We start from the raw sequence: 11,497 nt of genomic DNA, 5'->3' as shown, positions 1-11,497 counted from the left end.
GCCGGGTTCGCTCCGGTGCCGGGCGGAAGGGGGCCCGCGGTGACGACGAACTGGCGCCGGGCACAACTGCTGGTGCTGCTGTGCTCGGTGGGGGCGGCGGTGGCCGAGGTGGCCCAGCCGTTCGTGCTCGGCCGCACCCTCGACCTGCTGCTGCGCGGCGGTGACCCGGGCCCCTGGCTCGCGCTCAGCGCCGGGCTGCTGCTCGGCGAACTGCTGCTGGACAGCCTCACCGCGCTGTGCACCGGCCGCTGCACGGCCGGCTGGACGGCCGCCGTCCGCTCCCGTGCCCTCACCGGACTGCTGCACTGCGTACCCGACCGGGCGCGGCACCTCACCGCCGGGGACGTCGGGACCCGGCTGACCCTAAACGCCGCCGACGCGGGCGCCGCCCCGGCGGCCCGCGCCGCCCTGGCGGCCTCGCTGATCACCCCGGTGGGCGCGCTGGCGGCGCTGGCCCTCGTCGACGTATGGGTGGCGGCCTGCGTACTGGCGGGACTGCCCGCCCTGGCCCTGGTGCTGCGCACGTTCGCCCGGGACACCGGGGCGTCGGTCGCCGCGTACCAGCGGGTCCAGTCGGAGATCGCCACCCGGCTGCTGGAGTCGCTGGACGGCGCGGCGACCATCGCCGCGGCCGGGACCGCGGCCCGCGAACGCGCGCGTATCCTCGCCCCGTTGCCGGAACTGGCCGCCCTGGGCCGGCGCATGTGGGCGCTGCACGGACGGGCGCTGGGCCGCAGCGGGGTGCTGGTGCCGGCGCTGGTCCTGGCCGCCACCGCGGTGGGCGGGCTGCGGCTGGCCTCGGGCGCGCTGAGCGTGGGCGGGCTGCTCGCGGCCTGCCGGTACGCGCAGCTGACGGCCGGGGTCGGCGGGGCGGCGTCGCTGCTGGGCGCGGTGGTCCGGGGCCGGGCGGCACGGGCCCGGACCCTGGAGCTGGAACGGCTGCCCGCGTTGGCCTACGGCACGCAGGACCTTCCGGCGGACGGGCCGGGCACGCTGGAGCTGCGCGGGGTAAGGGTGGCACGGGACGGCCGGGAGGTGCTGCGCGCCGACGCCCTGCGGGTGCCGGGCGGCGCGACCGTCGCGGTGGTCGGCCGCGGCGGGGCGGGCAAGTCGGTGCTGGTGTCCGTGGCGGGGCGGCTGACCGACCCCGACCAGGGCCGGGTACTGCTGGACGGCGTCCCGTTGGACCGGTTGAGCCGCGCGGCGTTGCGCACCGAGGTGGCGTTCGCCTTCGAGCGGCCGGTGCTGGGCGAGGGCACGGTCGCGGAGGCGGTCGCCGCGGGGGCCCGGCGGGTCCCGCCCGAGGGGGTGCGGGCCGCCCTGGCCGCCGCGGGCGCCGACGGCTTCGTACGCCGGTTGCCGCGCGGGGCCGGTACGCCGTTGCCGGCGGCTCCGCTGTCCGGCGGCGAGCACCAGCGGCTCGGGCTGGCACGGGCGTTCGCGCACGCGGGACGGTTGCTGATCATGGACGACGCGACGTCCAGTCTGGACACCGCGACGGAGCACGAGGTGGACCGGGCGCTGCGCCGCTCCCCGCGGCCGGGCACCCGGCTGGTGGTGGCCCACCGGCCGTCCGTCGCCGACCGGGCGGACCTGGTGATCTGGCTGGAGGACGGCCGGGTACGGGCCGTCGCACCACACCGCGAGCTGTGGCACACGGCCGACTACCGGGCGGTCTTCGGCGCCGGGACGGCCACCGGGGAGCGCGGACGCCGTGCGGAGGGCACGGGCCGGTCCGCGCCCGAGGAGGTGCGGCCGTGAGTGCTCGCGTCGGGGAGAGTGGGGGTAGGGGCGAAGTGCCGGTCGGGGAAGAGGTGGCGCCCGGCGCCAGCCAGCAGGCACCCGGCCCGGAGGGCCACGAGCCCGACGGACGGGGCGCGTTGCGCCGGATCGCTCCGGCCGCCCGGCGTTTCCTCGCGCGTCGCAAAGGCGTGCTGGTCCGGCTCATGGCGTGGTCGCTGGTGGAGGCGGCGCAGGCGTTCCTGGTCGGGTACGGGGTCGCGCACTCCGTCGACCAGGGGTTTCTGGCCGGGGACACCCGCCGGGGGCTGCTGTGGCTGGCCGCCGCCCTGGTCGGCGTACTGTTCGGCGCGCCGGTGATTTGGGGCGTGTTCGCCGAGTTGGCCGGGCTGACCGAGCCGCTGCGCGACGGGCTGGTCCGGCGGGCCGTCGACCGGTCGCTGGCCGGCGCGCCGGCCGGGCCGGGCGGGACGGACCGGGCGACCGTCTCCCGGCTGACCAACCAGGTCGAGATCGCCCGGGACAGTTTCGCCGGTCTGGTCCTCACCCTGCGCTCGTTCGTCTTCACCGCCGCCGGGGCGCTGCTCGGCCTGCTGTCCCTGCACCCGGCCCTGCTCGTGGTGGTCCTCCCTCCGCTGCTGGCCGGCCTCGCGCTGTTCCTGGCGACGCTGCGGCCGATGGCGGCGGCGCAGCGGCGCGCCCTGGCGGCCGACGAGGCGCTGGGCGACCACGCGGCGCGCACCCGGACCGCGTTGCGCGACCTCACCGCCTGCGGGACCGGCCCGGTGACCGCCCGGCACGGTGCCCGGTTGGTCGCCGACGCCGCCGCGGCATCCCGCGCGCTGGCCGGCTGGGCGGCGGTGCGGACGGCGGCACTGGGCGTCGCGGGCCATCTGCCGGTGCTGACGCTGCTGGTCGCCGTACCCTGGCTGCGCGGCCGGGGGGTGACCGCGGGCGCGCTGCTGGGCGCGTTCACCTATCTCGTCCAGTCCCTGCTGCCCGCCCTGCACACCCTGATGACCGCGCTCGGCGCGGCGGGTGCCCGGCTGCTGGTCGTCCTGGACCGCATCACCGGGCCCGGGGAGCCGGACCGGACCGGGAACCGCGAACAGCCGCCGCCCACCGGGCCGACCGGCCCGGCGGCGCCCGCCGCCGTCCGGCGGGCCCGCCCGCCCGCGGTCGAACTGCGGTCCGTCACCCTCTCCTACGGCGTCCGGGCCGAACCGGTGCTCGACTCGCTGGACCTGTGCGTCGCCCCGGGCGAGCACCTGGCCGTCGTCGGACCGAGCGGCATCGGCAAGTCGACGCTGGTCCGGCTGATCGCGGGGACCCTCGCGCCGGACCACGGCGAGGTACGGGTGGCCGGGCGGACGGTGACCGGCCACCCGGCCACCGAACTGGCCGCCCTGCGGGCCGTGCTCCCGCAGGAGGCGTACGTCTTCTCCGGCACCGTCGGCGACAACCTCGCGTATCTGCGTCCGGCGGCGAACCGGAGCCGCGCGGACCTCGACGCGGCCGTCCGGCTGCTCGGACTGGAGTCCCTGGTGGAGCGTCTTGGCGGGCTCGACGGACCGGTGCGGCCGGCCGAACTGTCCGCCGGGGAACGGCAGTCGATCGCACTGGCGCGGGCGTACCTGTCGCCCGCGCCGCTGCTGCTGCTCGACGAGGCCACCTGCCATCTCGATCCGGCGGCCGAGGCGCGGGCCGAGGAGGCGCTCGCCCGGCGCCCGGGGACACTGCTGGTCGTGGCGCACCGGCTGTCGTCCGCCGTCCGGGCCGACCGGGTGCTGGTGCTGGACGGCGTGCGCGCGGTGTGCGGCAGCCACTCGGACGTGCTGTCCCGGTCACCGCTCTACCGTGACCTGACGGGGCACTGGAACTCGGTCCCGCACCAGGGGAGCTGACGCCGGCCCGTCACGTCCAGCCGGCGTTCTGGAGGATGCGTATCGCGTCGACCCGGTTGCGGGCGCCCACCTTCCGGATGGCCGTGGCCATGTAGTTGCGGATGGTCCCCCGAGACAGGTGCAGACAGGCCGCGATCTCGGCCATCGGCGCGCCCTGCGCGGCCAGCGACAGCACGCTCAGCTCCCGGCTGGTCAGCGGCATCTCCGCGCCTTCGAGCAGGGCCACGGTGAGCGTGGTGTCGAGGAAGCGTTCCCCCGCGGCCACCGTGTGCACCGCGGTGATCAGCCGCTGGGCGGGGGCGTTCTTGTCGACCAGCCCGAGCGCGCCGCCGTCGAACGCCCGGCGCAGCACGCCCGGCCGGCTGGGCGTCGCCAGGACGACGAGCCGCTCCCCGCAGCGCGCCCGGAACGACGCGCCCTCCGCTTCCCCCGGCCCGTGCAGACACTCGCCGTCCACCACACACACGTCCGTCGGCAGCACGTCGGGTTCCGGCAGGCCGGCGCGCGGGGACAGGGACGAGACCTCCAGCGTGCCGTCGGATCTGAGCAGTTGCACCAAGGCCGACCGCAGCAGTTCCTCGTCGTGCACCACCAGTACGCGGATCATCTCCCCCACCCCTTGTCAGCGCTGTCCAGCGGGGCAGCCGACCCGACTTCTCCCGCACCAGGGGCCATGTGCCCCGATTCGTTCCGAGGGAACACCGCACGGAAGGGCGTGAAGGCGGCACCGGAATCATCACGCCGCTCCGGCGCTCGGAAGGAGACAGCACGACGGCGCGCACGCGGGCGCGTTCGGCGCTGAGACACCCGTCGGCCGGGGGGCGGCACCGGCGGACTGCCGCACCGCGCCGGCGGACCGACTCCCTGGCCACGACTGCGTACGGTGTCCGCGACCGCCGTACGCCGCCGGGTGGACGGCCGGAGACGGGCGGGGACGGCGGGCCGCGGCCGGCCGGGCGGCGGCCGGAAACCGTCCGTGGCCGATCTGGCCCGAATCCGCCGCCGGGCCCCGCCGCGCGCTTCCGGCATTCCCGGCACTCCCGGCACCCCCGGCACTCGCGCGGAAGCCGGGCCGGAACCGGATTACCCTGCGGGGCAGGACCCGAGCGGCCGAAGAACTCGCCGGAGCCGAACGGAAGGTGCGTGCCGTGACCCGACCGCCGACCGCCGCGCAGCGGCGCCTCGTGGACACCGCCGACCCGGTCACGGGACGGCTCAAGGGGACCCCGGCCCAGCTCGCGGCGCTGGTACGGCGAGGGCTCGCCTTCCGGCACCCGCGGCCACCGCACGACCACTTCCTGACCCCGGCCGGTCACCGGCTGCGCGAGTCCGCGCCGGAGCGGACCGGTCCGGTTCCGGCCACCGCCGGGGCGGCGCCCGCCGCCGCCGACGGTGTCTTCGCCGCGCGGGTCGGCGGCGAGGACGCGGGACCCGCCGGACCGGGGCGGCTGCGGGAGGTGCGCGGCGCCTGGCAGGGCCTGCTGGAGCTGCGCCGGATGACCAACCCGGACGGCGCCGCGGACCGGCCCTGCGACTGGGAGCGGAGCCATCTGGTACGGGCCGCCGCGCTCGCCCTGGAGGCGGCCGGACACCGGCCAGCGGACCCGGAGACCGACGGCTACCGGGTGCGGGCCACCCCGCAGCCCGACGCGGTCGCGGTGCACGCGCCGGACGCCGGGGCGCTGCGGGCGGCGGCGGACACCCTGGAGCGGGCCGGCTGGCAGGCCGGCGAGTACACCGAGCCGCGGACCAGGGCCCGTTACCTGCTGGCGTCACCGCGCCGGGTGTGACGAGCATGCCAAGATCGGTGGGTCAGGCCGTCCACGACGAGAGGCAGCAGCCGTGAACCAACCGTTCTCCGTTCCGGTGACCGTCCGCGGGTACGAGACGGACGTGCAGGGGCATCTCAACCAGGCCGTCTATCTCAACTACGCGGAGCACGCCCGCTGGTCGCTGCTCCAGGCCGCCGGGATCGGCCAGGCCGCCCTGGTGGGCCAGGGTGTCGGTCCGGTCGCCCTGGAGACCACCATCCGCTACCGGCGGGAGCTGCTGGCGGGCGACGAGGTGGAGGTGACCTGCGACTTCGAGTGGGGCGAGGGCAAGACGTTCCGGATCCGGCAGACCGTGCGCAAGGCCGACGGCACGGTGGCCGCGGAGATCGACGCGGTCGGCGGGCTGATGGACCTCAAGGCGCGCCGGCTGGTCGCGGACCCGCGGGCGTACTTCGAGGCGCTGGCGTCGGATCCGGCACTGCTCGGGCGGTAGCCGCGCGCTCCGCCGCGTCGGGGCCGGGGCCCGCCGGCCAGTTTGGCGCGCGGGGCAGGGTGACCCGTACCGTCAGACCGCCCGACTCGCGCGGCCGGGCCGTCACCTCGCCGCCGTGGGCGTGCGCGACGGCCCGGACGATGGACAGGCCGAGCCCCGCGCCCCTGCCGGTGACCACCCGGTCGGTGCCCAGCCGGCGGAACGGTTCGAAGAGCACCGGCACCTCGAACGCCGGGACCCGGGGGCCGGTGTTGCTGACGACCAGTTCCACCCGGTCCGCGTCGGACGCCCGGCTGACCACCCGGACCCAGCCGGCCGCGCCGGGGTTGTGCCGGATGCCGTTCTCGACCAGGTTGTGCACCAGCCGCTCCAGCAGCAGCGCGTCGCCGAGGGCGACCGCCTCCTCGGTCCGGGCGGTCACCGTGATCCGGGCCCGGCCGGCCTCGGGCCCGGTCTGCGCCAGCACGTGGGCGGTCAGGTCGGCGAGGTCCACCGGCCGGCGTTCGGCGATCTCGTTCTCGGAGCCGGCCAGCAGCAGCAGACCGCTGATCAGCCGCTCGTGCCGGGCGTTGATCTCCAGCAGGTCCGCGCCGAGCCGCCGTACGTCCGCGGAGGCGGCCGGGCGGTGCATGGCCATCTCCACCAGGGCCCGGTTCAGGGTGAGCGGGGTGCGCAGCTCGTGCGAGGCGTTGGCGACGAAGCGGCGCTGTCCGTCGAAGGAGCGGTCCAGCCGCTCGACCATCGTGTCGAAGGTGTCGGCGAGGTCCTTCACGCTCCGCGGGGCGGGGGGCGCGCTGCTGGGGCTGACGGTCACCACCGGGTACGCCCTGTACCAGGGGTGGCCCGCGGTGACTCCGGTGTGGGCGCTGGCGGGGGGTGTGGCGGCGACGCTGTGCATCGGGGCGGTGGCCGGGTTGTATCCGGCGGTGCGGGCGTCTCGGCTGTCGCCCACGGAGGCGTTGGCCGCGTCGTGAGGTGGGGCCCGCCCGCACGCCGGGTTGCGGGTTGCTTGGCGTGCGGGCGGGTTTCGGTTGTTCCGCAGGTGCGGGCCGGTGCGGGTTCTCGCGCAGTTCCCCGCGCCCCTTACGGGGCGCTTCTGGCGGCGCCGGTCAGTTCTTGGCCCGCTTCCATGGGGTGGGTGACGTCCTGCGCGTCGTGGGTGCGGCCGATGTGGTTGAAGACCAGGTTGAGCAGGACCGCGGCGACGCAGCCCGTCGAGATGCCCGAGTCCAGGATGATGCGGGCGGTCTCCGGGAACGCGTGGTAGAAGTCCGGCTCCGTGATCGGGACGATGCCGACGGCCAGCGAGACGGCCACGATCAGGACGTTGTTGTCCTTGTCCAGCGCGGCCCGTACCAGGGTCTGCACGCCGCTGGCCGCGACCGAGCCGAACAGGACCACGCCCGCGCCGCCGAGCACCGGACGCGGGACGACCGCGATCAGCGAGGCGGCGACCGGGCACAGGCCCATCAGGACCAGGAAGCCGCCGCCCACCGCGACGACGAACCGGCTGCGCACCCGGGTCATCGCCACCAGGCCGATGTTCTGCGCGAAGGCGCTGCACATGAAGCCGTTGAAGACCGGGCTGAGCGCCGAGCCGAGGGTGTCGGCGCGCAGGCCGGCCGCGATGGTCTTCTCGTCGGCCGGGCGGCCCACGATCTCGCCGAGGGCGAGCATGTCGGCCGTGGACTCGGTCATCGACACCACCATCACCACGCACATCGACACGATCGCCGCCACCTGGAACTGCGGCGCCCCGAAGTGGAACGGGGTGGGGAAGCCGACCAGGTCCGCGTCGGCGACCGGGCCGAAGTCGGTGACCCCGAGCGGGATCGCGAGGAGGGTGCCGGCCACCAGGCCGAGCAGGACGGCGATCTGCTTGACGAAGCCGCGGGTGAAGCGGCGCAGGAGCAGGACGATGACCAGAGTGCCGGCGGCCAGGCCCAGGTTGGTGGGCGAGCCGTAGTCGTCCGCCGTGCTGTCGGGGCCCTGCGCCCAGCCGAAGGCGACCGGCAGCAGGGAGATGCCGATCAGAGTGATCACCGTGCCGGTGACGACCGGCGGGAAGAACCGGACCGCCTTGCAGAAGACCGGCGCGGCCAGGAAGCCGAGGAGTCCGGCGACGACGACCGCGCCGAATATCAGCGGCAGCGCGTCGGACTTGTCGTCGGTGGAGGCGACGATCGCGGTCATCGGGGCGACCCCGGCGAAGGTGACGCCGTTGACGAAGGGCAGCCGGGCGCCGATCTTCCAGACGCCGAGGGTCTGCAACAGGGTGGCGAGACCGGCGGTGAACAGGCAGGCACCGGTCAGGAAGGTCAGTTCGGTGCCGGACAGACCGACGGCGGCGCCGACGATCAGGGGCGGGGCGACGACGCCCGCGTACATCGCGGCCACGTGCTGCAGGCCGGTCGTCGCCATCTTCACGGGCGGGAGTTTCTCGTCGACCGGGTGAACAGCGACTGGGTGAACGTCAACAGGGTGGTCGGCCACGGCGGCTCGCCTCCGGTCGGTTGCACGTCGACTCCGACGTGGGTGTCAAGGAGGTGGTGCGGAGGTGCGGGCGGTCGTGCGGGACCGTCGACGGACGGGGAGGGGTGCCGAACCCGGGGCGCGCGTGTTCCCGTGCGCGCCCCGGATTCGGCCGCCGCGGCACCCTTACGGGTGCACGGCCACCGGCCGGGAGCCGTCCCTCCCGGCCGGAGTCTGTGGTACCGCGAAGGTGGTCAGCCGTGTGCCGCGATACGGGCCAGGCGGCGGGCCTCGGCCCGGGTGCTGCGGGCGACGGCGTCCTCGTCGACGGTCAGCAGCCGCCCGTTCTCGACGATCTGCCGGCCGCCCACGAACGAGGCGGTGACCGGGGCGGCGGCGCCGAACACCAGGGCGGTCACCGGGTCGGCGATGGAGGCGTGGGCGAGGGTGTCCATCCGCCACAGCACCAGGTCGGCCAGCTTGCCGGGCTCCAGCGAGCCGGTCTCGGCGGCCCGGCCGAGCACCCGGGCGCCGCCGAAGGTGCCCAGCCGCAGGGCCTGCCGGGCGTTCAGGGCCTTCTCGCGGTGGGCGCCGAGCCGGTTGACGAGCAGGGCGTTGCGCAGTTCGGTGTGGAGTTCGCCGGACTCGTTGGACGCGGTGCCGTCGACGCCGAGGCCGACCGGGACGCCGGCCGCGAGCAGGTCGGGGACGCGGGCGATGCCGGCCGCGAGGCGGGCGTTGGAGGACGGGCAGTGGGCGACGCCGGTGCCGGTGCGGGCGAAGGCGGCGATGTCGGAGTCGTTCATGTGGACGCAGTGCGCCATCCACACGTCCTCGCCGAGCCAGCCGGTGGACTCGAAGTAGTCGGTGGGGCCCATGCCGAACAGCTCGTGGCAGAACTTCTCCTCCTCCACCGTCTCCGAGCCGTGGGTGTGCAGCCGGACTCCGAGGCGGCGGGCCAACTTGGCGCCCTGGCGCATCAGTTCGGTGGAGACCGAGAAGGGCGAGCAGGGCGCCACGGCCACCTGGGTCATCGACTCGAAGGCCGGGTCGTGGTGCTGCCGTACCGTTTCCTCGGTGGCGGCCAGCGCGTCGTCCAGGGACTCCACGGCGAAGTCCGGCGGCAGCCCGCCGTCCGACTCGCCGCGGTCCATCGATCCCCGGGCCAGGGTGAAGCGGACGCCCGTCTCGCGGGCGGCGCGAATGATCGCGCCGGACAGGTCGCCGGTGCCGCGCGGGAAGACGTAGTGGTGGTCCATGGCGGTGGTGACACCGCCGCGGGCCATCATGGCGAGGGAGCCCTGGGCCGCCGCGTAGACCATGGGCTCGTCGATCCGCGCCCAGGTCGGGTACAGCGCGGTGAGCCAGTCGAAGAGGTTGTGGTCGGTGGCCAGGCCCCGGGTGATCCACTGGTAGAAGTGGTGGTGGGTGTTGACCAGTCCGGGGGTCACGAGGTGCCCGGCGGCGTCGATCCGGCGGACGACGTTCGCCAGGTCCGCGGGTGCCCGCCCCGCGCCGAGCGACTCGATACGGTCGTCCGCGACGACGACATACCCGGTGGCGTACTCGGTGTCCTGGGCGTCGACGGTCGCGATCGCGCCGTTCTCTATCACGATGCGCTGGGTTGCTGCCATGTTGCGTCCTTTTCTTGTCGCGAGCCGGGCACGGCAGGACCCTAGGAGGATTTGAGTGCCGGAGCGGTGCTGCTCCGGGTGCCGAGATGGTGGAAGAACAGGTTCAGCCCGACGGCGACGATCGCGCCGGCGCTGATGCCGGAGCCGAGCACGGTCTGCGCCCAGGCCGGGAAACCGGCGTAGAAGGCCGGCGCGGCCAGCGGGATGATGCCGGCGCCGAGCGCCACCGCCACCAGGACGATGTTGGAGCTGTCGTCGAGGCCGGCCGCGGAGAGGGTGCGGATGCCGCTGACCGCGATCGAGCCGAAGAGCACGATGCCCGCGCCGCCGAGGACCGGCATCGGGACCAGGGAGACCACCGCGCCGAGCACCGGGAAGGCGCCGAGCACCAGCAGGGTGGCGCCGGCCGCGGCGACGACGTAGCGGCTGCGTACCCGGGTGAGCGAGACGACGCCGACGTTCTGCGCGAAGGCGGAGGTGGGGAAACCGCCGAAGACCGGGCCGATCAGGGTGGCGAGGCCGTCGGTGCGCAGGCCCCGGGTGATGACCCCGGCGTCCGCGCGGCGGTCGCAGATCTCGCCGAGGGCCAGCATGCTCGCGCTGGACTCGGTCATCAGCACCAGCATCACGATGCACAGGGAGAGGATCGCGGCGGGCTGGAAGACGGGGGCGCCGAACGCGAACGGCGTGGGCAGCGCGGCGACCGGCGCCGAGCCGAGCGCGGAGAAGTCGGCCAGGCCGAACGGGATGGCGGCGAGGGTGCCGACCAACAGGCCGACGAGCAGGGCGACTTGCTTGAGGAAACCGCTGCCGAAACGTTGCGTCAGGAGGATGACGGCGAGCGTGAAGGCGGCCAGTCCCAGGTTGCTCATGGAGCCGAAGCCGGCCGCGTTCTCGTCGCCGCCCTGCGCCCAGCCCACCGGGACCGGCATCAGGGTGACGCCGATGAGGGTGATGACCACACCGGTGACCAGGGGCGGGAAGTAGCGCAGCAGCCGGCCGAAGAACGGGCCGATGGCGAGGCAGAAGACCCCGGCGACCAGCACCGCCCCGTAGATGGCGGGGAGTTGGCCGCCTTTGTCGTTGGTCTCGGCGATGGCGAGGATCGGCGCGATGCCGGCCGAGGAGGCGGCGTTGACGAACGGCAGCCGGTTGCCGACGAAGTGCCTGACGCCGAGGGTCTGGAGCAGTGTCGCCACGCCCGCGATGAGCAGCGACGCGGCGATCAGCCGGGTGCGGGCCGCGAGGTCGAGGCCGCAGGCCTGGCCGATGATGAGCGGCGGCGTGACGACACCCGCGTACATCGCGGCGATGTGCTGGAGCGCGGCGGGGACGAGCCGCGCGGGGCGGAGCTTCTCGTCCACCGGGTGCACGGAGATGCTGTGCGTCGGCGGGGTGGAACAGGGGGCTTTGGCCGGCCCCTTCGCTGGCTGTGCCATGGGGTTCCCTCCGGTGTGGCGCGCCCCCGGCCCGGCTCACGGG

At 75.1% G+C, this 11,497-nt stretch carries 9 protein-coding genes and 1 pseudogene; 5 read left to right on the top strand and 5 right to left on the bottom strand.

Translation table 11 applies throughout. The annotated features are described in order from the left end of the window. Positions 1–39 precede the first annotated feature (39 nt). Together ACTT8P_RS23240 and ACTT8P_RS23235 are read left to right on the top strand one after the other, a co-directional pair. Positions 40–1,761, top strand: coding sequence for an ATP-binding cassette domain-containing protein (locus ACTT8P_RS23240; protein WP_442833636.1), 1,722 nt, complete (start codon positions 40–42; stop codon positions 1,759–1,761). Positions 1,762–1,946: 185 nt separating this feature from the next. Then, positions 1,947–3,644, top strand: a complete 1,698-nt coding sequence (locus ACTT8P_RS23235; protein ID WP_442833674.1) for an ATP-binding cassette domain-containing protein — start codon at positions 1,947–1,949, stop codon at positions 3,642–3,644. A gap of 10 nt (positions 3,645–3,654) precedes the next feature. On the opposite strand, the gene ACTT8P_RS23230 is transcribed toward ACTT8P_RS23235, so the two are convergent. Further along, entirely contained in the window at positions 3,655–4,251 is a 597-nt protein-coding gene (locus ACTT8P_RS23230; RefSeq protein ID WP_442833635.1) for a LuxR C-terminal-related transcriptional regulator, read from the bottom strand. 541 nt (positions 4,252–4,792) lie between these two features. On the opposite strand from ACTT8P_RS23230, the gene ACTT8P_RS23225 reads away from it, so the two are divergent. Both ACTT8P_RS23225 and ACTT8P_RS23220 read left to right on the top strand, forming a co-directional pair. Further along, positions 4,793–5,434, top strand: a complete 642-nt coding sequence (locus ACTT8P_RS23225) for a hypothetical protein (protein ID WP_442833634.1) — start codon at positions 4,793–4,795, stop codon at positions 5,432–5,434. Between the two features lie 52 nt (positions 5,435–5,486). Continuing rightward, a complete protein-coding gene (locus tag ACTT8P_RS23220) occupies positions 5,487–5,909 on the top strand; it encodes an acyl-CoA thioesterase (protein WP_442833633.1) in 423 nt (140 codons plus the stop codon). On the opposite strand, the gene ACTT8P_RS23215 is transcribed toward ACTT8P_RS23220, so the two are convergent. Then, positions 5,830–6,651 (bottom strand): sensor histidine kinase, encoded by an 822-nt coding sequence (locus ACTT8P_RS23215; RefSeq protein ID WP_442833673.1) that lies wholly within the window; start codon positions 6,649–6,651, stop codon positions 5,830–5,832. The genes ACTT8P_RS23220 and ACTT8P_RS23215 overlap by 80 nt on opposite strands. Before the next feature lie 31 nt (positions 6,652–6,682). On the opposite strand from ACTT8P_RS23215, the pseudogene ACTT8P_RS23210 reads away from it, so the two are divergent. Then, a pseudogene (locus tag ACTT8P_RS23210) lies at positions 6,683–6,883 on the top strand (ABC transporter permease); the annotation flags it as partial. A gap of 109 nt (positions 6,884–6,992) precedes the next feature. On the opposite strand, the gene ACTT8P_RS23205 reads toward ACTT8P_RS23210, so the two are convergent. The 3 genes from ACTT8P_RS23205 to ACTT8P_RS23195 all read right to left on the bottom strand — a co-directional run bounded on the left by ACTT8P_RS23205 (position 6,993) and on the right by ACTT8P_RS23195 (position 11,454). Further along, positions 6,993–8,330, bottom strand: coding sequence for a nucleobase:cation symporter-2 family protein (locus ACTT8P_RS23205; RefSeq protein WP_442833672.1), 1,338 nt, complete (start codon positions 8,328–8,330; stop codon positions 6,993–6,995). Between the two features lie 305 nt (positions 8,331–8,635). Beyond that, positions 8,636–10,015: an 8-oxoguanine deaminase gene (locus ACTT8P_RS23200; protein ID WP_442833632.1), complete on the bottom strand. Its 1,380-nt coding sequence runs from the start codon at positions 10,013–10,015 to the stop codon at positions 8,636–8,638. A gap of 41 nt (positions 10,016–10,056) precedes the next feature. Continuing rightward, complete coding sequence (locus ACTT8P_RS23195; RefSeq protein WP_442833631.1) at positions 10,057–11,454, bottom strand: nucleobase:cation symporter-2 family protein; 1,398 nt, start codon at positions 11,452–11,454, stop codon at positions 10,057–10,059. Positions 11,455–11,497: the final 43 nt, after the last annotated feature.

Origin of the sequence: Streptomyces sp. JW3 (assembly GCF_052216785.1) — a bacterium.
Lineage (GTDB): Bacteria > Actinomycetota > Actinomycetes > Streptomycetales > Streptomycetaceae > Streptomyces.
The sequence above is the reverse complement of the archived record's forward strand: the minus strand, read 5'-3'. Positions and strand labels throughout refer to the sequence as shown.

Coding starts and splice junctions, on each gene's coding strand:
- ACTT8P_RS23235 (WP_442833674.1), top strand. CDS start 1,947: ATGGCGTGGTCGCTGGTGGAGGCGGCGCAGGCGTTCCTGGTCGGGTAC.
- ACTT8P_RS23230 (WP_442833635.1), bottom strand. CDS start 4,251: ATGATCCGCGTACTGGTGGTGCACGACGAGGAACTGCTGCGGTCGGCC.
- ACTT8P_RS23215 (WP_442833673.1), bottom strand. CDS start 6,651: ATGGTCGAGCGGCTGGACCGCTCCTTCGACGGACAGCGCCGCTTCGTC.
- ACTT8P_RS23205 (WP_442833672.1), bottom strand. CDS start 8,330: ATGGCGACGACCGGCCTGCAGCACGTGGCCGCGATGTACGCGGGCGTC.
- ACTT8P_RS23200 (WP_442833632.1), bottom strand. CDS start 10,015: ATGGCAGCAACCCAGCGCATCGTGATAGAGAACGGCGCGATCGCGACC.
- ACTT8P_RS23195 (WP_442833631.1), bottom strand. CDS start 11,454: ATGGCACAGCCAGCGAAGGGGCCGGCCAAAGCCCCCTGTTCCACCCCG.